The 25,433-nt window shown below is 47.3% G+C and carries 16 protein-coding genes and 2 tRNA genes; all 18 read left to right on the top strand.

Annotated elements, in window-relative coordinates; translation table 11 throughout:
* The first annotated feature begins 321 nt into the window (after window positions 1-321).
* The 18 genes from ACU52_RS13545 (at window position 322) to ACU52_RS13460 (ending at window position 25,069) form a co-directional block, all read left to right on the top strand.
* Window positions 322-1,680, top strand: coding sequence for an ATP-binding protein (locus ACU52_RS13545; protein WP_053399174.1), 1,359 nt, complete (start codon window positions 322-324; stop codon window positions 1,678-1,680).
* A 324-nt stretch (window positions 1,681-2,004) separates the two neighbouring features.
* The gene (tig, locus tag ACU52_RS13540; protein ID WP_021854226.1) at window positions 2,005-3,363 is read left to right on the top strand and encodes a trigger factor; all 1,359 of its coding nucleotides are present in this window, start codon (window positions 2,005-2,007) and stop codon (window positions 3,361-3,363) included.
* 131 nt (window positions 3,364-3,494) lie between these two features.
* Complete coding sequence (clpP, locus tag ACU52_RS13535; RefSeq protein ID WP_053399173.1) at window positions 3,495-4,202, top strand: ATP-dependent Clp endopeptidase proteolytic subunit ClpP; 708 nt, start codon at window positions 3,495-3,497, stop codon at window positions 4,200-4,202.
* A gap of 67 nt (window positions 4,203-4,269) precedes the next feature.
* Window positions 4,270-5,502, top strand: coding sequence for an ATP-dependent Clp protease ATP-binding subunit ClpX (gene clpX, locus ACU52_RS13530; protein WP_053399172.1), 1,233 nt, complete (start codon window positions 4,270-4,272; stop codon window positions 5,500-5,502).
* 60 nt (window positions 5,503-5,562) lie between these two features.
* Window positions 5,563-7,740 (top strand): DNA helicase RecQ, encoded by a 2,178-nt coding sequence (gene recQ / locus ACU52_RS13525; protein ID WP_021854222.1) that lies wholly within the window; start codon window positions 5,563-5,565, stop codon window positions 7,738-7,740.
* Window positions 7,741-8,327: 587 nt separating this feature from the next.
* On the top strand, window positions 8,328-9,806 hold the full coding sequence (gene guaB, locus ACU52_RS13520; RefSeq protein WP_021854221.1) for an IMP dehydrogenase: 1,479 nt from the start codon (window positions 8,328-8,330) through the stop codon (window positions 9,804-9,806).
* A 66-nt stretch (window positions 9,807-9,872) separates the two neighbouring features.
* Entirely contained in the window at window positions 9,873-11,306 is a 1,434-nt protein-coding gene (locus ACU52_RS13515) for a peptidylprolyl isomerase (protein ID WP_021854220.1), read from the top strand.
* Window positions 11,306-12,757, top strand: a complete 1,452-nt coding sequence (locus ACU52_RS13510) for a peptidylprolyl isomerase (RefSeq protein WP_053399171.1) — start codon at window positions 11,306-11,308, stop codon at window positions 12,755-12,757. The genes ACU52_RS13515 and ACU52_RS13510 overlap by 1 nt, the downstream gene beginning before the upstream one ends.
* On the top strand, window positions 12,754-14,673 hold the full coding sequence (locus ACU52_RS13505; protein ID WP_082335301.1) for an OstA-like protein: 1,920 nt from the start codon (window positions 12,754-12,756) through the stop codon (window positions 14,671-14,673). Before ACU52_RS13510 ends, ACU52_RS13505 begins: the two co-directional genes overlap by 4 nt.
* A 4-nt stretch (window positions 14,674-14,677) precedes the next feature.
* On the top strand, window positions 14,678-14,980 hold the full coding sequence (locus ACU52_RS15410; RefSeq protein ID WP_053399170.1) for a hypothetical protein: 303 nt from the start codon (window positions 14,678-14,680) through the stop codon (window positions 14,978-14,980).
* 10 nt (window positions 14,981-14,990) lie between these two features.
* Window positions 14,991-16,835, top strand: a complete 1,845-nt coding sequence (mutL, locus tag ACU52_RS13495; protein WP_021854216.1) for a DNA mismatch repair endonuclease MutL — start codon at window positions 14,991-14,993, stop codon at window positions 16,833-16,835.
* Window positions 16,836-16,994: 159 nt separating this feature from the next.
* Window positions 16,995-18,140: an OmpA family protein gene (locus ACU52_RS13490; protein ID WP_021854215.1), complete on the top strand. Its 1,146-nt coding sequence runs from the start codon at window positions 16,995-16,997 to the stop codon at window positions 18,138-18,140.
* 127 nt (window positions 18,141-18,267) lie between these two features.
* A tRNA-Val gene (locus tag ACU52_RS13485) sits at window positions 18,268-18,342 on the top strand.
* Window positions 18,343-19,466: 1,124 nt separating this feature from the next.
* Window positions 19,467-19,541, top strand: a tRNA-Val gene (locus ACU52_RS13480).
* 189 nt (window positions 19,542-19,730) lie between these two features.
* Entirely contained in the window at window positions 19,731-21,077 is a 1,347-nt protein-coding gene (purB, locus tag ACU52_RS13475; protein ID WP_053399169.1) for an adenylosuccinate lyase, read from the top strand.
* A 143-nt stretch (window positions 21,078-21,220) separates the two neighbouring features.
* Window positions 21,221-22,618: a pseudouridine synthase gene (locus ACU52_RS13470; protein WP_053399168.1), complete on the top strand. Its 1,398-nt coding sequence runs from the start codon at window positions 21,221-21,223 to the stop codon at window positions 22,616-22,618.
* 138 nt (window positions 22,619-22,756) lie between these two features.
* Window positions 22,757-24,160 carry an asparagine--tRNA ligase gene (asnS, locus tag ACU52_RS13465; protein ID WP_053399175.1) on the top strand — a complete coding sequence of 468 codons (1,404 nt, stop codon included), beginning with the start codon at window positions 22,757-22,759 and terminating at the stop codon, window positions 24,158-24,160.
* A gap of 441 nt (window positions 24,161-24,601) precedes the next feature.
* Window positions 24,602-25,069, top strand: coding sequence for a nucleoside deaminase (locus ACU52_RS13460; protein ID WP_053399167.1), 468 nt, complete (start codon window positions 24,602-24,604; stop codon window positions 25,067-25,069).
* Window positions 25,070-25,433: the final 364 nt, after the last annotated feature.

Below are 25,433 nucleotides of genomic sequence, written 5' to 3'. Positions count from 1 at the left end.
CACATCCTTGGCTTGGAGACTTTGGCGTGATGAGTTGAAAATACAACTCGTCACACTGTAATGCGTTGTATTCCAGTGTTTTATATGCCTTTGTGACGAGTGACGAGTTTTTATCAAAACTTTTTTGTGTATGCCTTGTTCAGGCAAAGGTTTTTCGGAAAATGCACCTTTTTTGCTGTTGAAATTATAGGAAAACGCACCTTTTGGGAGCCTTGTTTTATAGGAAAACGCAGTTTTTTAGGGCTGATTTTTATAGGAAAACGCACCTTTATGCCAAAAAAACATTATATTTGCAGTGAATTAAAAGGCAATATAAATATTATGTTATACAGAAAAATTGCAAGCCGTATAGAAGAATATCTTTCTTCAGATTCAGACAGGATGTTGTTGATTGACGGAGCAAGACAAATTGGAAAGTCGTATATAATCAGCTGGGTCGGGAAAAAAATGTTTTCTAACTATATTGAAATAAATATGGAAGAAGATAAGTTGGGCGACAGAGTATTTGCTGAAGCCAAGACTACAAGTGATTTTTATATGGCCTTGAGTCTAGTTGCCGGCGACAAGATGAAAGATAAGGCAAACACGCTTGTGTTCATAGATGAGATACAGGCTTATGACCATCTTCTGACTTTGGTTAAATTTTTGATGAGAGAAAAGAAATTTACTTATATTGCCAGTGGCTCGCTGTTAGGCGTGACATTGAAGAATACGCAGTCTGTGCCGATAGGAAGTTTGGATATAGTACATATGTATCCAATGGACTTCGAGGAGTTTCTCTATGCTAATGGTGTCGGAAAAGATGCTGTTGAGGCAATGCGAGAGAAATTTAATAATCTTCAGGCGCTGCCGGATACCATGCACAAAAAGATGATAGATCTTTTTAAGAAATATATTCTGGTAGGTGGTCTGCCCAAGGCTGTTGATACGTTTGTAAAGAGCCGCAACGTTGTTGAGTTCAGGTCCGTTCAGAATGAGGTTCATACATTATATGGAATAGATGCGTCGAAATATGAAGAAGAACACAGCCGGAAACTGAAAATACGGCGCATCTTTGACATGATACCTTCAAATCTTGAGAACAAGAAGAAACGTGTGGTGATAAAAGATATTGAGAATAAGACATGGAAAAGGACTAATGATTATCTGGATGAGTTTGACTATCTCATATCATCCGGCATAGCCCTTGAAGTAAAGGCTATAAGCAAGCCGTCTTATCCTCTGGTTGAAAACAGCGGTAAGAATTTGCTGAAGCTTTATTTAAATGACGTGGGTATATTATCCGGTATTTTTTATCGTAACAATATCACTGCCGTGATGTCTGATATGAGGAGCATAAATCTCGGTTCGGTTTATGAGACTGTTGTTGCCCAGGAACTGAAAGCTCATGGGTATGAATTATACTATTATGATAATAAAAAAAATGGTGAGGTTGACTACTTGATTGATGATGCCGACAACTTGTCTAATATCCCAATAGAGGTTAAGTCAGGAAAAGATTATACCATTCACAGCGCTTTGGATAAATTTTTGTCTAATGATGAGTATAACATAAAAAGGGCTTATGTGCTGTCCAATGAGCAGAATGTCTATATGGAAAATGGTGTGACGTATATTCCGGTTTATTATGTCATGTTTTTTGAAAATGTATCCAATGTTGTCGGACAATTTCTAGATTAGCCGGCAGATCGTATCAAAATGCTGGAGAAGTGGATTTATTTACGTTTATAACCCTATGTATTGGCATTTTCTGTTGTGTGGTGTTTCCGTAAGTATTGACAATAAGGTGCTTGTATGAAGCAAGAGCTAAATTTTTCCATACTTTGGCGATGTAGAATCTTTGGTATAAAATTGTCAAAAAAATATGCTGAAATATTCAGCCGAGATGTTTAAAATGATAAATTTTGCAGGTTTTTTCCTATTATATTAGGTAATTACGTCAATATTGACTAATTTTGCACCTCAATTTGATTAATAATTTAAAAACAATATAAACATTAAACGATGAAAATTTCATTTGAAAATCCCGACAAAGTCAACGGACTGCTGACTTTGACAGTCGAAGAGGCTGACTACAAAGAGAATGTCGAGAAGACACTGAAAAACTACCGCAAGAAGGCTAACGTGCCCGGATTCCGTCCCGGCATGGTGCCCATGGGCATGATAAAGAGACAGTTTGGAACAACTGCCAAGGTTGACGAAATCAATAAGCTGCTGGGCGAGCAGATTTACAAATATGTAAAAGACAACAACATCCAGATGCTGGGCGAGCCGCTGCCTTCAGACAAGCAGGAGCCGGTAGACATGGAGAAGGAAGCTCCCTACACATTTATGTTCGATATAGCTGTTGCTCCTGAGTTCAAGGCTGAACTGACAGGCGACGACACAATAGACTATTACACAATAACTGTTGACGACAAGATCATCGACCAGCAGATAGACGTGTTCGCATCTCGTGCCGGCCACTACGACAAGGTAGAGGACTATCAGGCAAACGACATGCTGAAGGGCGACATCCGCGAGCTCGACGAAAACGGCAACACTAAGGAGGGCGGCATCACAGTTGAGGGTGCAGTGCTCATGCCTGAATATATTAAGGTGGAAGACCAGAAGAAACTCTTCGACGGAGCCAAGCTGGGCGACATCATCACATTCAACCCGAAGAAGGCTTATCCTGAAAGCGACATCGAGGTTTCTTCACTGCTCAAGATGAAGAAGGAAGAAGTTGCCGACCTGACTGCCGACTTCAGCTATCAGATTACTGAGATATCTCGCTATGTTAAGGCTGAGGTAAATCAGGAACTCTTCGACCAGGTTTACGGCAAGGACGTAATCAAGGACGAGAAAGACTTCCGCGAGAAGATTGCAGAGGGACTCAAGGCTCAGTTTGCCGTTGACTCTGACTTCAAGTTCATCCAGGATGTACGCAAGTATCTTGTTGACAAGGTAGGCGCTCTTACATATCCCGATGCCCTGCTGAAGCGCATAATGCTGAACAACAACAAGGACAAGGGCGAGGAGTTTGTTGAGAAGAACTACGAGCAGAGCATCAAGGAGCTTACATGGCACCTCATCAAGGAGCAGCTCGTTAAGGCAAACGGCATTAAGATTGAGGACGCTGACATCGAGGAGACAGCCAAAGAGGCTGCCAAGGCACAGTTTGCTCAGTATGGCATGAACAACATTCCTGAGGAATATATCGAGAACTATGCCAAGGATATGCTGAAAAAGAGAGAGTATATCGACTCTTTCGTTGACCGCAGCATTGACCGCAAGCTGACAGAAATCCTCAAGAACGTTGTTAAGCTCGAGAACAAGACTGCAACACTCGAGGAATTCAACAAAATGATGCAGGCAGAATAAAAAATATTTTTTTATAAAAAACTTCCGCATGTTAGGAGGTTATCGACTTTTTTTATTATCTTTGTTCCTAAGAACAGATAGAAAGGGTCGGTAACCTCCTTTCTTTCTACGAAAAATGAACTATAATAATTATGAACGATTTTAGAAAATACGCTACCGGACATCTTGGCATGAGCGGTATGGTCTTCGATGACGTAATGAAAGCTCAGGCTCAGTATCTGAACCCCTACATCCTGGAGGAGCGCCAGCTCAACGTAACCCAGATGGATGTGTTCTCACGTCTTATGATGGACCGCATCATATTTCTGGGCACACAGATTGACGACTATACAGCCAACACGCTGCAGGCTCAGCTGCTGTATCTCGACTCGACCGATCCCGGCAAAGACATATCTATATATATAAACAGCCCCGGCGGAAGCGTTACGGCCGGACTTGGCATATATGACACCATGCAGTTCATATCGAGCGACGTGGCCACTATATGCACGGGCATGGCTGCGTCTATGGCTGCCGTGCTGCTCGTTGCCGGAACAGAAGGCAAGCGCTCGGCTCTTACTCATAGCCGCGTGATGATACACCAGCCGCTCGGCGGAGTGCAGGGACAGGCTTCAGACATCGAGATTGAGGCCAAGGAGATAATGAAATTCAAGAAAGAGCTCTACACCATAATATCTGACCACTCTCACACTCCTTACGACAAGGTGTGGAAAGACTCTGACCGCAACTACTGGATGACGGCCGAAGAGGCTAAGGAGTATGGCATGATAGACAATGTGCTTGTCAGAAAAGGCGGAAAGGCCGCAGCTCCTGTACAGAGCGAGGGACAGGAAAAATAATGCATGAAGAGTGAAGCTCCAAGCACACGGAGCTTAATCAATACAAATATAAATATACGACAATCGGATGAATAAAGTTTGTAGCTTTTGCGGACGTAGCGAAAAAGACGTCAAGCTGCTCATAACGGGCGTTGACGGATATATATGCGAGAGCTGTGCCGTGCAGGCTTACGAGATAGTTAAGTCGACAGGACTGCTCGACGAAGACAAGCAAAAGCAAAATACTAAGTTTAAACTTAAGAAGGTGCCGAAGCCGCGCGAGATAAAGAAATATCTCGACCAGTATGTCATCGGTCAGGACGACGCAAAGCGCTGTCTGGCCGTGTCGGTGTATAACCACTACAAGAGACTTCAGCAACCGGAAGACGACAACGGCGTAGAGATAGAGAAAAGCAATATAATTATGGTGGGAAGCACCGGTACGGGCAAGACCCTCATGGCGCGCACCATAGCCAAGCTGCTCGATGTCCCCTTCACCATTGTAGATGCCACGGTGTTCACCGAGGCCGGATATGTGGGCGAGGATGTTGAGAGCATACTGAGCCGACTGCTTCAGGTGGCCGACTATGATGTTGAGGCTGCGCAGCGCGGCATCGTGTTCATCGACGAGATAGACAAGATTGCGCGCAAGAGCGACAATCCTTCCATAACACGCGACGTGAGCGGCGAGGGCGTTCAGCAGGGACTGCTCAAGCTGCTTGAAGGCTCGATGGTGAATGTACCGCCACAGGGCGGGCGCAAGCACCCCGACCAGGAGTATATTCATGTAGACACCAAGAACATTCTGTTTATCTGCGGCGGAGCCTTCGACGGCATCGAGCGCAAGATAGCACAGAGGCTCAACACTCATGTGGTGGGCTATAACTCGGTGCAGAACGTGCGCAACATCGACAAGAACGATCTCATGAAATACATCCTGCCGCAAGACCTCAAGTCGTTCGGACTGATACCTGAGATTATCGGCCGTCTGCCGGTGCTGACATATCTCAACCCGTTAGACCGTCAGGCTCTAAGGTCGATACTCGTAGAACCAAAGAACTCCATAATAAAGCAGTATATCAAACTGTTCGAGATGGACGGCATTGAGCTGTCGTTCACAGAGGACTCGCTCGACTTCATCGTCGACAAGGCCATGGAATACAAGCTCGGAGCACGCGGACTGCGCTCTATCGTGGAGAGCGTTATGATGGATGCAATGTTTGAAGTTCCGTCAAAGCGCGTCAAGACATTTGAAGTAACTCTCGACTATGCACGCCAGCAGCTCGAGAAGGCTCACTTCGAAAAGCTGGAGAGTGCTTAAGCCGGCAAGGCTCTTAAATATAAAGTAACATAAAACCGGGAAACTCTGCTTACTAACTATATGAACAAGGAAGTTAATCTTACAGAAAAACTGAAGCAATATTTCGGCTTTGATAAGTTTAAAGGTGACCAGGAAGCAATTATACGCAATCTGCTCGATGGCAAGAACACGTTTGTGCTTATGCCTACCGGAGGCGGAAAGTCGTTGTGTTATCAGTTGCCGTCGCTCATCATGGACGGCACGGCAATAGTGATATCGCCGCTCATTGCACTGATGAAGAATCAGGTTGACGTGATCAACGGCATGAGCGAGAGCGACGGGGTGGCTCATTATCTTAACTCCTCTCTTAACAAGTCGGCCATCGACCATGTTAAGAGCGACATCATGGCCGGCAAGACCAAGTTGCTGTATGTTGCGCCTGAGTCGCTCACAAAGGAGGATAATGTCGACTTCCTCAAGACTGTTAAGATTTCTTTCTATGCCATAGACGAAGCACACTGTATATCTGAATGGGGACACGACTTCCGTCCTGAATACCGCCGTATACGCCCGATTATCAACGAGATTGGCAATGCCCCGGTGATAGCGCTTACGGCTACGGCCACCGACAAGGTTAGAACGGATATAAAGAAGAGCCTCGGAATACTCGACGCAACAGAGTTCAAGAGTTCGTTCAACCGTCCGAACCTTTATTATGAGGTAAGGCATAAGACGAAGGATATAGACAAGCAGATAGTTAAGTTCATAAGGCAGAACCCCGGCAAGAGCGGCATCATTTATTGTCTGTCGCGCAAGAAGGTCGAAGAACTGGCCGCAGTGCTGCGTGCCAACGATATCAAGGCTGCGGCATATCATGCCGGTCTCGACTCGTCTACACGCTCGGCAACACAGGACGACTTCCTGATGGAGCGCCTCGACGTAATCGTTGCCACTATTGCTTTCGGTATGGGAATAGACAAGCCCGACGTGCGCTTTGTGATTCATTACGACATACCCAAAAGTCTTGAAGGCTACTATCAGGAGACCGGCCGTGCCGGTAGAGACGGTGGGGAAGGCAAGTGTATAGCATTCTACTCATATAAAGACCTCAGAAAACTTGAGAAGTTTATGGAGGGAAAGCCTGTTGCCGAACAGGACATCGGCCGCCAGCTGCTGCAGGAGACAGCCGCATACGCCGAGTCTTCCGTGTGCCGCAGAAAGATGCTTCTGCATTATTTCGGCGAGGTGTACGACAAGGACAACTGCGGCAACTGTGACAACTGCCTGCATCCGAAGACGAAGATTGAGGCCAAGGATGCGCTGCTCGTTGTGCTGCAGGCCATAGCGGCAATAAAGGAGGACTTCAGGACAGACTATGTCATAGACTTTGTTGAAGGAAAAGACAACAACGACATAGTGGCTCACAAGCATGACAAGCTTGACGAGTTCGGCTCAGGTGAGGATATGGACGAAAAACTCTGGAATCCGGTGATACGTCAGGCACTCATTGCAGGATACATCAAGAAGGATGTGGAGAACTACGGCATACTGAAACTTACTGCTGCCGGCAAGAGGTTCATTAAGAATCCTGAGTCGTTCATGATCGTGAAGGACAACGACTTCAACGAAGAGGACGAAGAGGAAGTAAGCGACGGAGCAGGTGCAGCACTCGACCCGATGCTGTATTCCATGCTGAAAGACCTGCGCAAGAAGGTCAGCAGCAAGCATCAGCTGCCGCCTTATGTCATCTTCCAGGATGTGTCGCTGGAGCAGATGGCCACCGTTTATCCTATAACTCTCGAAGAACTTCAGAACATTCAGGGAGTGGGAGCAGGCAAGGCACGCCGCTACGGCAAGGAGTTTGTCGAGCTGATAAAGAAACACTGCGAGGAGAACGACATAGAGCGCCCCGAAGACCTGCGTGTGCGTACAGTGGCAAAGAAGTCGGTGCTGAAGGTGAAAATCATACAGAGCATCGACCGGCAGATAGCCCTCGACGACATTGCTGATGCACAGGGCATCGACTTTGAGGACCTGCTCGATGAGGTTGAGGCCATCGTCTACAGCGGAACAAAAATAAACATTGACTACTTCCTCGAGGAAGTGATGGACGACGACCATGTGGACGACATCTACGACTACTTCAAGGAGAGCGAGACCGACGACCTTGAGACTGCCATGGAAGAGCTTGGCGATGATTATAGTGAAGACGAGATTCGCCTGGTTAGAATAAAGTTTATATCAGACATGGGCAACTAATCCTAGGCCGGGACAAGCCTGAACAATGGCGGCTGACATCCTGCGGCTTAGGTACAGATAATAACATAGTTGATGAAAGGTGGCTTTTTGCATTGCGAAAGGCCACCTTTTATCGTGTAATATGCGGCATATTGGCAGGCAAAAGACCATGTATTGCAATGCGCTGTATATCAGGAAGTTCCGTGGCTTGACGTCGGTCGCTGTTTTTGTCCAAGCCGGTTGTTGGCGTTTGGCTGTATTTTCGTGGCGTATTGAGCGCAGTGTCGTAAGTTTTTTCGCTGAACAGCGTGCAGTGTCAATAGAAGGATGACGGCAAGATTGTAGCAGAAAAACAAAGACGGATGAAGGAGGTAATGTGCTTGCCTATTTAAACTATATGCGGTCTGTTGGCCGATTTTGTCGACTAAAACATAAAAACCGCCAAACAGTATGCTCAAAAAGGCTGCTTTTTAATGTTTTCGGCATGTCGCCGGCCGTTGCCGCGGGCTGCGTTAAATAGCATTAATTAGAAAAGAAAATGACGTTTGTGGCGTCTGATATGGATTTTTTTTGCTAAATTTGCACGCAATAAATTTCTAAATAAATATATGTCATCATTTGTTGCAGATAAAATTGTGATGGACGGTCTGACTTTTGACGACGTCCTCTTAATCCCAGCTTATTCGGAAGTACTGCCAAAGACGGTAGAGTTGAAAACCAAGTTCTCGCGCAACATCAGCCTGAACGTTCCTTTTGTTACGGCCGCAATGGACACCGTGACAGAGTCGGCCATGGCTATAGCCATAGCCCGCGAAGGCGGTATCGGCGTTATACACAAAAACATGTCGATAGAGGAGCAGGCACGCCAGGTTGCCATTGTTAAGCGTGCAGAGAACGGTATGATTTACGACCCTGTTACAATCCGCCGCGGTTCTACCGTAAGAGAGGCTCTGGCCATGATGGCAGAATATCATATCGGTGGTATTCCTGTCGTTGATGACGAAAACCATCTGGTAGGTATCGTTACAAACCGCGACCTGAGATTCGAGCGCACTCTCGACCGTAAGATCGACGAGGTAATGACAAGCGAGAATCTTGTAACGACTAACATCCAGACAGACCTTACAGCTGCGGCTGCCATTCTGCAGGAAAACAAAATAGAGAAGCTGCCCGTTGTTGACAACGACAACAAACTGGTAGGACTTATCACATATAAGGACATCACCAAGGCTAAGGACAAGCCTATGGCATGCAAGGACGCCAAGGGACGTCTGCGCGTTGCTGCCGGAGTAGGCGTTACAGCTGATACGCTCGACCGTATGCAGGCTCTTGTTGACGCCAATGCCGATGCTATCGTGATAGATACAGCTCACGGACATTCTAAATATGTAATCGAGAAGCTTGTTGAGGCTAAACACTCATTCCCCGGTGTAGACATCGTTGTGGGTAACGTGGCTACAGGCGCTGCTGCCAAGATGCTCGTTGATAACGGTGCCGACGCCGTAAAGGTAGGTATCGGTCCGGGCAGTATCTGTACTACACGTGTCGTTGCCGGTGTGGGCGTTCCTCAGCTCAGCGCTGTTTATGACGTGGCTTGCGCCCTCGAGGGTACAGGCGTTCCTCTCATTGCCGACGGCGGTCTGCGCTATTCAGGCGATGTTGTCAAGGCTCTTGCAGCCGGCGGATATTGCGTCATGATCGGTTCGCTGGTAGCCGGAACAGAAGAGAGCCCCGGCGACACAATAATCTTCAACGGACGTAAGTTCAAGAGCTATCGCGGAATGGGCAGTCTCGAGGCCATGGAGAACGGATCTAAGGACCGCTACTTCCAGTCAGAGACTAAGGATGTTAAGAAACTTGTGCCCGAAGGCATTGCCGGCCGCGTTCCTTATAAAGGCACTCTGCAGGAGGTTATCTATCAGCTCGTGGGCGGTCTGCGCTCAGGTATGGGCTACTGTGGAGCCAACGACATACAGGCACTTCATAATGCCAAGTTTGTGCGCATAACAAATGCAGGCGTGCTCGAGAGCCATCCTCATGACATCTCTATCACAAGTGAGGCTCCCAACTACTCACGCCCTGAATAACCGGCATGTATAGAGGCTCGCATGTGAGCCGAGATGAGTATTATTTAAATACCGCAATATTAAGAAATGAAATCTTTTAAGCTTTTTGTAGCCATGCTCCTCTGTGGGAGCATGGCTCTTGCTCAGCACGACGATCCCGTTGTAATGAAAATCAACGGGGTGCCAGTGACACGCTCTGAGTTTGAGTATTCATATAATAAGAACAATTCTGACGACGTAATCGACAAGAAGACTGTTGACGAATACGTCGACTTGTTTGTCAATTACAAACTTAAGGTCGCAGCAGCCTATGATGCCAAGCTCGACACGCTCAGCTCGTTTAAGAAAGAGTTTGCCATGTATCGCGACCAGCAGGTACGTCCGTCGTTTGTCAACGACTCTGACATCGTGGCCGAGGCACGCCTGGTTTACGACAAGACAAAGGAGCGTATCGGCGAGCGCGGACTGATAAAGCCTGCACACATACTTATATATGTTGAGCAGAAAGCCCCTGCTGAGAAGCTCGAGAAGGCACGCCTGCGCGCCGACTCGCTTTACAACGTGCTGAAAGGCGGAGCCGACTTTGCCGAGCTTGCCAAGAAATATTCGCAGGATCCGGGTTCGGCTAAGAACGGAGGAGAACTGCCCTGGCTTCAGCCCGGACAGACGCTCAAGGAGTTTGAAGATGCAGCTTATGCTCTGAAAACCGGCGAAATGAGCAAACCGGTGCTCTCACCTGTGGGCTATCACATCATTCTCATGAAGGACCGCAAGGCTTTTGAGCCGTTCGACACGCTGAAGACAGATATCATACGCTTTATCGAGGCACGCGGCGCACGTGAGAGAATTGTTGACAAAAAGCTTGAAGAACTTGTAAAAGAGTCTGATGGAAAACTTACCAAAGAGAACATCCTCGAGGCAAGGGCCGAAGAGATGGCAAGCAAGGACTCTGACCTGAAGAATCTTATCAAGGAATATCACGACGGACTCTTGCTTTATGAGATAAGCAACCGCATGGTGTGGGACAAGGCCGCAAAAGACGATGCCGGACTTGCCGCATATTTCAAGAAGAACAAGAAAAGATATTATTGGGACGAACCCAGATACAAGGGTATGGTATACCACGTCAAGCAGAATGAAGACGTAGAGGCTGTTAAGAACTGCGTGAAGGATGTTCCGTTTGACGAATGGGCTGAGAAGCTGCGCGTTACGTTCAACAACGACTCTGTGTTGAGAATACGCGTCGAGAAAGGTATATTCAAGGCCGGCGACAACGCATTTATCGACAAGATGGTGTTTAAGAAAGACACCGTGGTTACTCCGGTCAAGAACTTCCCTATCGATGCTGTTTACGGAAAGATACTTAAGCGTAAGCCCGAAAGCTACGAGGATGTTCGCGGACTGGTTACGGCCGACTATCAGGACCAGCTGGAGAAGCAGTGGGTGGCCGACCTCAGAAAGAAATATCCCGTGGAAGTATATTATGATGTGTTGAAAACAGTAAATAATCATTCTAAATAATGAGATCTAGAAGCAAAACAGCCTTATGGGCCGTAGTATCGATGGTGTTCTTTGCCACTGTAAGCGCACGGCCTTTACAGGGTGGCGACGATAAAGACGTTGCAAAAAACGACTCGGTTGCAAAGGTTGACACCGTTGATTCTGCCGATCCGGCAAGCGTGGTCGACGAGGTTATATGGGTTGTCGGTGACGAGCCAATACTTTTGTCTGACGTCGAAATGGCCCGTATGCAGGCCGAGATGGAAGGCGTCAAGTGGGAAGGTGATCCCGACTGCACCATTCCTGAGCAGTTGGCCGTGCAGAAGCTGTTCTTGCATCAGGCTGCGATAGACAGTATCGAGGTCAGCGAGTCTGAGGTGGCTCAGAGTGTTGAGCATCAGATAAGCGCATGGCTTCAGATGGTCGACGGCAACAAGGAACGTCTGGAGGAGTATAAGAGAAAGAGTCTTGCTGAGCTGCGAATATCACTTCACGATGACTTCAAAGACCGTCTTCTCATTGAAAGAGAACGCGAGAAGCTCGTTGAGGACATCACAGTTTCGCCAGCTGATGTGCGTCGATATTTCAGCGAATTGCCCGAAGACAGTATCCCTATGGTTCCGACAGAGGTTGAAGTACAGATTATAACACGTACTCCGAAAGTGGAGCAGACCGAAATAGACCGTATAAAGAACGAACTTCGCAATTACACCGAGATGGTCACCAGCGGCCAGACTTCTTTCACGGCATTGGCAAAGCTTTATTCGGAAGATCCGGGTACAGCCCGTATGGGTGGCGAATTTCCTGATTATGTAGGCCGTGGCATGCTCGATCCGGCTTTCGCTAACGTGGCTTTCAACCTTACAGATCCGAAGAAGATATCTAAAATCGTAGAGACCGACTTCGGATATCATATCATCCAGCTTATAGACAAGCGAGGCGACAAGATTAAGGTAAGACACATCCTTCTTAAGCCTAACGTTTCTAATGAGGCTATCGAGACAGCTTCAATGCAGCTTGACTCTATAGCAGACGAGATACGTGCGGGCAAATTCACCTTCGAGCAGGCAGCGTCATTCCTGTCAGACGATAAGGATACCCGCAACAACAACGGTCTGATGGCCAACACCACCGAGTCAGGACGTACAAGTAAGTTCCAGCTCCGCAATCTGCCTTCAGAGATAGCACGTGTGGTAGACACGCTGAAGGTTGGTGAGGTGTCGGCTCCTTTCCAGATGATCAATGAGAAAAACGGTAAGCTCGTTTGTGTCGTCGCAAAGCTGAAGAGCCGCGTGGAGATGCACAGGGCTACGATAACCGAAGATTTTCAGACGATGAAGAACATCGTGCTTGCCAAGCGCAAGGAAGAGTTCATAAAAGACTGGATAAAGGATAAGATAAAGAATACGTATATACGAATAAACGATCGTTATAAGAATTGTAACTTTGAATATCAAGGTTGGGTTAAATGACAACAAACAATAGAATAAAAGTCTTATTCAGCGGGCATAGGATACTGATTGTGGTACTCCTGTGCCTGTTTGGACTTAGTGTGGTCCAATCACGCCAGCCGAATAAGAAGAAACCGCGCAAGAGTACAAACGAGCGCGTCTATCTTGTTCATGCCGATGTTACCAATTATGACATGTTCGGCGACAACCCTACGGCCCAGGTGCTTAAGGGGCGTGTGGCATTCAGACATAATGGTGCGCGCCTGTTCTGTGACAGTGCGTATCTTTATCAGGAGTCAAACTCGTTTAAGGCTTTCGGACATGTGAAGATGTATCAGGGAGACACCCTCTCGTTGTTCAGCGACTATGCTTATTATGACGGTAACGACCAGATGGCCGAGGCACGCTACAACGTTGTGCTGAAGCATAGGGGCACCACGCTTTACACCGACAGTCTTAACTATGACCGTCTTTACGGCATCGGATATTTCTTTGAGGGCGGAAAGATGGTCGACAAGAAGAACGTATTGGTTTCTGACTGGGGCGAATATGACACGGAAACACGCAACGCCGTGTTCAATTATAATGTAAATCTGAAGAATCCTAAGTTTGTTCTTACCACAGATACGCTCCATTATGACACACGTACTTCAATGGCGCATATCGTTGGACCGTCGAAAATCACTTCGGGAAAGAGCACGATATATACATCTCAGGGATATTATGACACCAATAAGGAGAAAGCCCGCCTATACGGACGGTCGCGTCTTACCAACAACGGTAAGGAACTTACGGGCGACAGTCTGTTCTATAACGAAAAGACAGGTATAAGTCAGGGCTTTCATAATGTTGTGTACAAGGATTCGCTTAACAAGAATCAGCTGAACAGCAACTACTTCTGGTATAATGAAAAGACTGGTTTTGCCTTCGCAACAGACAGCGCCGTGATGATGGATTTCTCTCAGCGTGACACGCTTTATCTGCATTCTGACACGATGAAGGTTTACACCTTTAACATAAACACCGACTCTGTTTATCGTGTGGCTCATTGTTATAATAAGGTAAGGGCGTTCAGACCGGATGTTCAGGCCGTTTGCGACTCTCTGATTTACAACACGAAAGACTCGTGTCTCATAATGTATAAAGACCCGATAACATGGAATGCTAACCGCCAGCTGTTAGGTGAGGTAATCGAGGTGTTCATGAAAGACTCGACCATTGACCGCGCACATGTTATAAATCAGGCTCTTTCGATAGAGCAGTTGCCCGACAGCATCCATTTTAATCAGATATCTTCGAGAGAGATGTTCGGATATTTTGAAAATGGAGAAATACGCAAGACCGAGGCGATAGGCAACGTGCTTGCCGTGTATTACCTTGAAGAAGACAAGGACAGCTCGCTCACCAACATGGCATATATTGAGACTGACACGATGCGTATGTTCATGAGAAACCGACAGTTGGAAACTCTTTGGACATGCAAGAGTCAGAATGTTATGTATCCTATCACACAGACACCTGTGGCAAAGTCTAAGCTGCCGTCGTTTGCATGGTTTGACTATGTCAGGCCGCTTGACAAGAATGACATATTCGTATGGCGCGGCAAGAAGAGCGGCACAGAGCTAAAGAACATTCCGCGCCGTTCGGCACCGTTGCAGCATATAAGTTCCGGCTCTGTTGTTTCTGTTGAAAGTGAAGTTAAGCCTGTTGCAGGCGCAGAACAGTCGAAGCCGGCTGATGGAGCGGACGCAAAGCAAACATCGTCTGCAGATGGCGCGTCAGAAAAACAGAAAACGGCTAGTTCACCGGAAAGTAAGCCGGAATCTGCTCCAGTTCCTGCATCCGACAGCGTAAAGGATTCTGACGTTCAGACTGCGCCGGGTGGAGAAACAAAAACAGAGGCCAAGACCGATGTTGAGCTAAAAGACAACAAATAAGCTTATGGGACTGTTCAAGCAGCGCAGACCGCGTGGGTTTCAGCATCAATACCTGTATGCTGATGAACGTAAGGATGTATTGAAGAATGTGGAGGAACGTGCGAAACGGGAGCTTGGTGTGGCAGACGACAAAGGCAAGTCAAGCCATGAAGACCGCATAAGAGGTGCTTTTCTTAACGCTACGAAATATGCAAGGCGCCGCAGCGAACGGCGTTTGTCCGGCGGATTCATCCTTAGTACGGGTGTCATCCTGCTGCTGATTGTCCTGCTTGTTGTAGTTTGGAAGTTTTTGCTTTATTTTAATTAGTTGAAAAATCATGAGTGACATTATACAGCTTCTGCCTGATTCTGTGGCAAATCAGATTGCTGCGGGTGAGGTTATACAGCGTCCGGCATCTGTAATCAAGGAACTTGTTGAAAATTCTGTTGATGCCGGAGCAGATACGATTAAGGTCCTGGTTACCGATGCAGGGCGCACTTCGATACAGGTGATAGACAACGGCAAGGGCATGTCTGAAACCGATGCGCGCCTGTCGTTTGAACGTCATGCAACATCAAAGATACGCCAGGCAAGCGACCTGTTTGCTCTTCATACAATGGGATTCCGTGGCGAGGCACTTGCATCTATCGCTGCCGTGGCTCAGGTTGAACTGAAGACACGCACTGCAGATGACGAACTCGGAACGCACATCACAATTTCCGGCTCTAAGGTTATGGCCCAGGAGCCTGTTTCATGTCCTATAGGAAGCAACTTTTCTGTAAACAATATATTCTTCAACGTCCCTGCAAGACGTAAATTCTTGAAGTCTAACTCTACGGAACTTAATAACATCCTTGCTGCTTTTGAGCGTATTGTGCTTGTTTATCCGCAGATAAACTTTACGTTCCATAGCAACGGCGTGGAGATGTTCAACCTGCGTAAAGGCAGCCTGAGACAGCGTATAGTAGATGTGTTCGGCAAGAAACTCAATCACGACATACTGCCCGTTAACGTAGAGACAACGGTATGCAATATCTCGGGATTTGTCGGCAAGCCCGAAGCCGCCCGTAAGAAATGCTCTCATCAGTATTTCTTTGTCAACGGGAGATATATGAAGCATCCGTATTTTCATAAGGCCGTGCTTACGGCTTTCGACCGCCTTATACCTATGGGCGAGCAGGTGCCTTATTTCATTTACTTCGATGTCAATCCAGAAGACATCGATGTGAACATCCATCCTACAAAAACCGAGATAAAGTTTGAGAATGAGCAGACTATATGGCAGATACTTATGGCTGCCGTTAAAGACTCTCTCGGCCGCTTTAATGATGTTCCTTCGATAGACTTCGATACTGAAGGAAGGCCGGATATACCGGTGTTCGACCCCTCTGTGGGCGGCACTTCAGCTCCCAAGCTTGACTTTAATCCGGAGTATAATCCTTTCAAGGAGACGTCAGCAGGCAGTGTGCCATCAAACCGTAGAACGGTTCCTGACTCATGGGAAACACTCTATGAAGGAGTGAGCGGCGGCGAAGAGCAAAGCCTCTTTATGCCTGATGTAGCCCAGCCTGAACCGGAAGGAACGATTATCTCGGGCGGAGGCAGCGTTATAGACGAGAAGTCACCTGCACATTATCAATATAAGGGAAAGTATATCATGACTGCCGTTAAGTCTGGTTTGATGGTTATCGACCAGTATCGTGCCCATGTGCGCATACTTTATGAACGCTATCTCTCGCAGATTAACGGAAAGGGATGCAGCTCGCAGCAGATATTGTTCCCGGAGATGATACAGTTTTCTCCTTCCGAAACCGTGATTATAGATAAGATAAGCAACGAAATAGCCAATATAGGGTTCGACCTCGCTTCTCTTGGAGGCGGCAGCTACTCGATAAACGGAATTCCCGCCGGACTTGAAGACGTTGACTATGTAAAGCTGTTGAAGAATATAGTGGATGATTTTATTGAAACCGGAATAGGGCCGACGGAAGGTATAAACAGCGCACTGGCACTGCAATTGGCAAAAAGTGCAGCCATCCCTTACGGACAAGTGCTCGACAATGCGGAGATGGAAAGTATTGTTAACGAACTGTTTACGTGCTCAAACGTAAACTACACTCCTGACGGCAAGCCTGTGATAGGCATGCTTAAGCAACATGACATTGATAACTTGTTTTGCTGATGCGTTTTAATAATGGTTTACATTCTTTGCTGAAAATGTGAAAATAAAATTACAAAAAACGTGTTTAATTGAAAAATATTGCTATCTTTGCACTTGAAGATACGCTTTGTATATAAAGACATTTGACATATTTTTATTGATTGTTTAATATTAAGAGTTATGAAAAAGTTATTAATTGTATTACTTTTAGCAGGTGCTTCTGTTGCCTCAATGGCGCAGGAGAACGACGCTACTGAAAAGTACAGCGTTGCTACAAATTCGTTCTGGAGCAACTGGTTTATTCAGGCCGGTGCTGAATGGAACGCTTGGTATGGTAATTATGAAGATGGCAGAGGCTGGTCAAAGAGCCCCTTCAAGAAATTCCGTTCTAACCCTGGAGCTTCTATCGCCATCGGTAAATGGTTCACACCTGGAATAGGTCTCCGTACAAAGCTGCAGGGAATCTGGGGTAAGGCTGTTTACAGCGATCAGAACAAAGGCAACGGCAACAAGTATTGGATCTTGAATGAGCAGGTAATGTTCAACCTCAGCAATATGTTCTGTGGCTACAATCCTGACCGTGTATGGAACTTCATACCTTTCGCAGGTGCCGGTGTCGGCCGTTCTTGCACATATAACAGATATGCAATGGGCTGGTCAGTAGGTATCTTGAACGAGTTCTGGGTAAGCAGAAAGGTTGCCATCAACTTCGAACTTGGTTGGAACCGCATGGAAAGCGACATCTGCGGTATGCCGGCCGATATGGGCGAAGGCTTCCTGATGAGCCATCCTAACAACGTTTATGCAGAGGTTGGTATCACTTACAACGTAGGTAAGGGCACATGGAACAAAGTTCCTGATGTAGACGCCATCAAGGCTCTTTCACAGTCACAGCTCGACGCTCTCAATGCTCAGCTTGCAGACGAGAAGGCAGAGAACAGCCGTCTGAAGAACGAGCTTGCAAACAGAACTGCTAATGCAACAACAAAGGTTGAGAAAGAGTATATAACAAATCCTGTTTCTGTATTCTTCAACATCAACAAGTCTACAATCGCTTCAAGAAAAGACCTTGTTAACGTTAAGAATCTTGCAGACTATTCTAAGGACAACAACGCTAAGTTGATTGTTACCGGATATGCTGACAATGCAACAGGTCCTGCTGCATACAACCGTGCTCTGTCACAGAAACGTGCAGAGAGAGTTGCTGACGAATTGGTTAAGATGGGTGTTAAGAGAGAAAACATCCAGATTGAGGCTAAGGGCGGTGTAGACACACTTGTTCCTCCTTCATACAACCGTCGCGCTACTGTTGAGATTGCAAAGTAAAATTCCATATCAGTTAAAGTTTAAATGGTGCCCCGACATGTCGGGGCATCTTTTTTTGAAAAAAGTTTGCGAAAAATTTGGTGGAAAGAAAAAAACGCCGTATCTTTGCACTCGCTTACAAGAACAAGGGCGTTTAGCTCAGCTGGTTTAGAGCATCTGCCTTACAAGCAGAGGGTCGGCGGTTCGAATCCGTCAACGCCCACATCAAAACAGAATGCCGGACAATTTGTCCGGCATTTTTCGTTTATTGTCATTGTTGCCGCTTGTCTGTCTTTTCTTCGTTTTGCTGCAGTCGTGGCCTGTATGGTATGTTTTCCTGATAGTTTTTGTGTCTTGCTTTAACCCCAATCTGTTATTATGATTCGGTCTGTATTATTGCTTTATATTTAGCTCCTTTTTGTTGGATTTTGCAGGCATGGCTGACTATGTCATGAAAAAGCGAACAAAAGACGCCTATAGAAACAAAAAGGCGGGCTGAAAGCATGAATACACAAAATTGATAAAGCTATGTGCGGTATAATGACCGGTTGATGGTTAATACAGTGGCGGCTCTATAGATGTGTGTTTGAATTTCGGATCAGCTTTGTTGTCGGCGGTTTTGTATGTATCCTTTTGTCTTTGCTGGTTTAATCTTTTTGTAGAAATACATTGTCGGGTAGTGTAGGTGAGGAGTTCTTGCGGTTGATGTAGAAAGAATGGCTGTAGACGGTTGGGATGCGCAATGTCTCGGCTTGATGCATGTATTATTGTATGCTTGGTTTGCGCTCGTTGCACTCGGTTGGCTCTTTGTGCGCTGTCTTATTTCTGATTTGCGTCCTTTTATGTTGCGAAAGGATACAAATTGCAGGCTAAAAGGACACCTTTTGCCGCCTAAAATGTGCCCTTTTGTAATGCGTTGATTGTCAGAAGGTTGTGTGGTGAGTGCGAATGCCTGTTGGCGTCGGCATTTTGCAGACAGTTCTTGCGTCCTTTGCCTTGTGCAAGGCATGCAGCCGGTATCCTTTTATTTGTCGTGGTGTTAGGTTGTTTTTGCCGTGTGGCGGCTGTCGCTTTTTCTTCGCGCATGAGTCCTCGTTGGTTTTGCTGATTTCATGTCTTCGTCCGGAATATTAGTGCCTGTTCCGTATGTCAGCGTCCATTGCTGCTTTCTGTGAGGAGCTCTGAGCGTTATGTGCGGTGAGTCTTGCATATAATTGGATTATTGGTGCATTTTAGGCAAAAAATGCCTGTTTAGGAACTAAATTTAAGAAAAAATGAAAAAAAGTTCGCGAAAAATTTGGCGGAAAGAAAAAAACGCCGTATCTTTGCACTCGCTTACAAGAACAAGGGCGTTTAGCTCAGCTGGTTTAGAGCATCTGCCTTACAAGCAGAGGGTCGGCGGTTCGAATCCGTCAACGCCCACACAAAACCGACAACACCAAGGTGCTGTCGGTTTTTTCTTTATGCACACTCTTGTCATGATTTTGCCGCTTGCGTGTGTTGCCTGTCCTGTATTTATAAAAATGCAATTTATAACAAACTTTTATTGTCTGTAAGTGCCATTAAATCGATTTAAATTATTAATTTTGCAACCGTTAATACGTATTAGTTATGAATCTTGACTTACTTACTGCCATCTCTCCGATAGACGGCCGATACAGAGGCAAGACCGAACGGCTTGCAGACTATTTTTCTGAGTATGCTCTCATACGTTACCGTATACGTGTGGAGATCGAATATTTTATTGCGTTGTGCGAGCTTCCGCTCCCTCAGCTCAAGGATTTCGACCATTCGCTGTTTGGACGTCTGCGTGACATCTATCTTACGTTTGACGAAGCCGGTGCGGCACGTGTCAAGGAAATTGAAGGCATCACAAACCACGACGTTAAGGCCGTGGAGTATTACATAAAAGAACAGTTCGACGCCATCGGCGGTCTCGAGCCGTTCAAGGAGTTTATTCATTTCGGACTGACGTCGCAGGACATCAACAACACCTCAGTGCCGCTCTCGCTTAAGGAGGCGCTTTGCGATGTTGTGGTTCCGCAGGTGGAAGAGCTCATAAAGCAGCTCACCGACTATGCCGAAGAGTGGAAAGAGGTGCCCATGCTGGCCAAGACTCACGGACAGCCTGCATCGCCCACACGTCTCGGTAAGGAGGTTATGGTGTTCGCATACCGTCTGCAGAAGCAGCTCGACTCTTTACGTCAGTGTGAGCTTACTGCCAAGTTCGGCGGTGCTACGGGTAACTACAATGCCCATCATGTGGCATATCCCGAGTACGACTGGAAGGCTTTCGGCAATAAGTTTGTCAGCGAGAAACTCGGACTCGTGCGCGAGCAGTGGACCACACAGATAAGCAACTATGACTGTCTGGGTGCAGTGCTTGATGCCGTGCGCCGCATAAACACGATAATAATAGACCTTGACCGCGACTTCTGGATGTATATCTCAATGGAATACTTCAAGCAGAAGATCAAGGCCGGTGAGGTTGGCTCGAGCGCAATGCCTCATAAGGTCAATCCTATTGACTTCGAGAACAGCGAAGGCAACCTCGGCGTAGCAAACGCTGTGCTGCAGTTCCTGGCACAGAAGCTGCCCGTAAGCCGTCTGCAGCGCGACCTTACCGACTCTACAGTGCTTCGCAACATCGGCGTGCCTCTCGGACACACTGTCATCGCAATACAGAGCACACTGAAAGGACTGCGCAAGCTCATACTCAACGAAGAGAAGATAAGTGCCGACCTCGACAATACATGGGCCGTTGTGGCTGAGGCCATTCAGACCATACTGCGCCGTGAGGCCTATCCGCATCCGTATGAGGCTCTCAAGGCACTTACACGTACTAACCATAAAATGACAGAAGAAACAATACATCAATTTATCAAAGAACTGAATGTAAGCGATGAGGTTAAGGCTGAGCTTATGGCCATAACGCCTCACAATTACACCGGAATATAATAAGCAAGGCATCGCCCGCGGCTTCAGTATTGACTACCGGCCGTGTGGATGCCTGTTTGTTTGAATGTCTTAGTAAATGTAGCAGAACAAAATATAGAAATAACATAATTACAAACCGCCGTGAGGCATTAATCTGAAATAATATGACAGAAGATTTAGAAAACAAGAAAGAAGGTATGTATGCCGGACAAAACGAGGTAAGCCGTGAGGGCTACAAACCGGCTGAAAACACAAACTACCGTAACGGAGAAAGACCTATGCGTCCGCGCATCAAGGTACAGCGTGCATATTCATCTAGCAGAAACTATAATAACGATTCAGCAGGCTTCCGTCCTGAGGGATTCGGCGCAGCGCTCCAGTCAGACGGAGGTCAGCAGCGTTCTTACCGTCCGCGCTACAACAGCGGACAGCAGGGCGGCTATCAGCAGCGTCAGGGCTATCAGCCGCAGCAGCGCGGCGGATATCGTCCGCGTTATAACAGCGATGCCGACGGCAACTATCAGCCCCGCCAGAACCAGTATGGCCAGCGTCAGGGCTCGCCCTACCGCCAGAACTACAATCAGGGCATGGACGGCGGCTATCAGCCCCGCCAGTCGGCAGGCTATCGTCCGCGTTACAACAACGGAGGAGGCGAGGGCGGCTATCAGCCCCGTCAGAACTCTTATCAGCGCGGTGGCTATCAGCGCGGCGGCTATGGTCCGCAGCGTCAGCCGGCATATCAGCAGCGCGGCGGTTACCGTCAGCGTACCCCTGATTATGATCCTAACGCAAAGTACAGCCAGAAGAAGCGTATAGAATATAAAGAGGCCAACATCGACCCGACAGTGCCCGTAAGACTTAACAAGTATCTGGCCAATGCAGGTATCTGCAGCCGCCGTGAGGCCGACGAGTTCATACAGGCAGGCGTGGTCAGCGTTAACGGACAGGTTGTTACAGAGCTCGGAACAAAGGTTCTGCGCACTGACGACATCAGATTCCACGATCAGAAGGTGTCAATGGAGAAGAAGGTATACGTGCTTCTCAACAAGCCAAAGGACTGTGTTACAACAAGCGACGACCCGCAGCAGCGCAAGACTGTGATGGATCTCGTAAAGAACGCATGTCCGGAGCGTATCTATCCCGTAGGACGCCTTGACCGAAACACCACAGGAGTGCTCTTGCTCACCAACGACGGCGATCTGGCCAGCAAGCTCACTCATCCTAAATTCTTGAAGAAGAAGATTTATCACGTCTTCCTCGACAAGAAGGTTACTGCTCACGACATGCAGCAGATAGCCACAGGCATAACTCTTGAAGACGGCGAGGTGCATGCCGACGCCATCGAGTATGCCAGCGCAACAGACAAGAGCCAGGTGGGCATCGAGATACACAGCGGCAAGAACCGTATTGTCCGCCGTATCTTCGAAAGCCTCGGATACAGAGTTGTCAAGCTCGACCGTGTGCTCTTTGCTGGTCTGACTAAGAAGAATCTCCGCCGCGGCGACTGGCGCTTCCTCACAGAGAAGGAAGTTGACATGCTGCGCATGGGAGCTTTTGAATAATAGTACAACAATCAGAATTAAAGGCTGAAGCTTTTTAGACGAAACGTATTTTGGTGCAGGCCTGCGGCTCTGTTTGTGCCACATGGCCGACAGCATGGCTGAGGCATGCGCCGGATTACTGTCAAAACATATAACAAAATGGAAAAAATCAAGAGAACAAAAGTCGTAGACGTGCTTCAGCGCACAGATTTCGGCGCTGTCGTCAACGTAAAAGGATGGGTGCGTACCCACCGTAGCAGCAAGTCAGTAGACTTTATCGCGCTTAACGACGGTTCAACAATAAAGAACGTACAGGTAGTTGTCGATCCGTCAAAGTTCGACGAGAGCATGCTCAAGCAGATAACCACAGGCTCATGCATCAATGTCAACGGCGAGCTGGTTGAGAGCCAGGGAGCAGGACAGACGGTAGAGCTGCAGTGCCGTGAGATTGAGATTTACGGTCTCTGCGCCAGCGACTATCCGATGCAGAAAAAGGGACAGAGCTTCGAGTACATGCGCCAGTATGCACATCTGCGCCTTCGTACCAACACCTTCGGAGCCGTGATGCGCATACGCCATAACATGGCCATAGCCATCCACAAGTATTTCCACGATCACGGATTCTTCTATTTCCACACACCGCTCATCACTGCCAGCGACTGTGAGGGTGCAGGACAGATGTTCCAGGTTACAACCAAGAACCTCTACGACCTTAAGAAGAACGACGAAGGCAAGATAACCTACGACGACGACTTCTTCGGTAAGCAGACATCACTCACCGTGAGCGGACAGCTCGAGGGCGAGCTCGGAGCAACGGCTCTGGGTGCCATCTATACTTTCGGACCAACTTTCCGTGCCGAAAACTCAAACACTCCGCGCCACCTGGCCGAGTTCTGGATGATAGAGCCTGAGGTTGCATTCATCGATCTCAACGACCTGATGGACCTCGAGGAAGACTTCATCAAATACTGCGTTCAGTGGGCTTTGGACAACTGCAAGGACGACCTTGAGTTCCTCAACAAGATGATAGACAAGACGCTGATAGAGCGACTCAAGTCAGTTGTCAGCGGTTCTTTTGTTCGTCTTGAGTACACAGAGGGTATCAATATTCTTGAAGAGGCCGTTAAGAACGGTCATAAGTTCGAGTTCCCCGTAAGCTGGGGCATGGACCTTGCCAGCGAGCACGAGCGTTATCTCGTTGAAGAGCACTTCAAGAAGCCTGTCATCATGACCGGATATCCTAAGGCCATAAAGGCGTTCTACATGAAGATTAACGAGGACGGCAAGACTGTTCAGGGCACCGACGTTCTGTTCCCGCAGATTGGCGAGATTATCGGCGGAAGCGTGCGTGAGGAGAACTACGACAAGCTGATAGGCGAAATCAACGAGCGCAACATCCCGATGAAGGATATGTGGTGGTATCTCGACACACGTAAATACGGATCATGCCCTCACGGAGGATTCGGTCTCGGATTCGAGCGCCTTATCCTGTTCGTTACAGGTATGCAGAACATACGCGACGTGATACCGTTCCCGCGTACTCCGAAAAATGCTGAATTCTAAAGCAAATATTCTTATATACTAATCAAGAAGGCGTGTCAGAATGTGCTTTTGTATGCATTCTGACACGCTTTTTTTCGTTGTTTTCCTGTCAGGGTTACTACGCCTGATAAGCCCGTAGGCAGAGCTTGACGCCTGATCTTGGCTGAGCGCTTGTTTGTTATTTGCCGTTCTGCTTAATGTGAGACAAAGAGCTGGCATAAGTATAGTGAGCGGTTGTGGAAAACCGGCAGATGACAGCTGGAAGCATTGTCCACATTTTTTTATAAATAGTTGAAATAATTATTATTTAATTTGTCTATTTTCTTTTTATAATTTATAAATTAGTATATTTGCTGCGGTATGCCGGCAGATGCCATACTTCAGGTGCGCCCTTGCATCAAGGCCGTGCTGCGGCAGCTGCCTGGTGTATGATTGTTTCAAACGTTAATAAAAGAAATCATTATGACAAAAGACGAACTTATGCGTAAGGCCATAGAGCTTTCGATTGATAATGTCAACAATGGCGGAGGACCTTTTGGAGCAGTGATAGCCCGCGACGGCGAGATTGTTGCAACGGGAGTTAACCGCGTGACAGCAAACAACGACCCTACAGCCCACGCAGAGGTGAGCGCCATAAGGGCGGCAGCTGCCGCCTTGGGTACGTTCGACCTAAGCGACTGCGAGATTTTTACGCGTGTGAGCCGTGCCCCAGTGTGCCTTGGCGCAATATATTGGGCAAGACTGAAGAAGGTTTATTTTGCCAACAACAAGACCGATGCCAAGAACATCGGATTTGACGACTCGTTTATCTACGACGAGCTGGCTCTGCCGCGTGAAGGCCGCAAGCTGTCGTCAGAGGAGATGATGCGCAACGAGGCCATCAAGGCTTTTGAGATGTGGGCGCAGAAAGACGATAAGATAGAGTATTGACGTATCTTGGCAGATAAGCCCTTTGATTATTGGCTGTGCCGGATATGCTGTGTCCGGTACTGTTTCCCGCTTTCTGCCGGACTGCAATCCGGCAGAAAGAGTTGTAAGCTATGAAGCCGGCAGGCTTCTGTAAGTAGTCCTTTTATGTTTCAGGCTTGTGGCTCATGCCTTACGGCAGGCGTGATAGTGTTATTTTAATGCCTTGTTGCCATGACGACAGCGGGCCGGATAACTGACGGAAATAAACCGAAAAAGTTTTTTGTATAAACTCATCACTCATCACATTCATGCGTAAAGTGTTGAACTATAATGCGTTATGGTGTGATGAGTTTCTTTCTCAACTCATCACGCCAGGCTTTCCACC

The sequence above is a fragment of the Xylanibacter rarus genome, from assembly GCF_001275135.1.
Lineage (GTDB): Bacteria > Bacteroidota > Bacteroidia > Bacteroidales > Bacteroidaceae > Prevotella > Prevotella rara.
The sequence above is the reverse complement of the archived record's forward strand: the minus strand, read 5'-3'. Positions and strand labels throughout refer to the sequence as shown.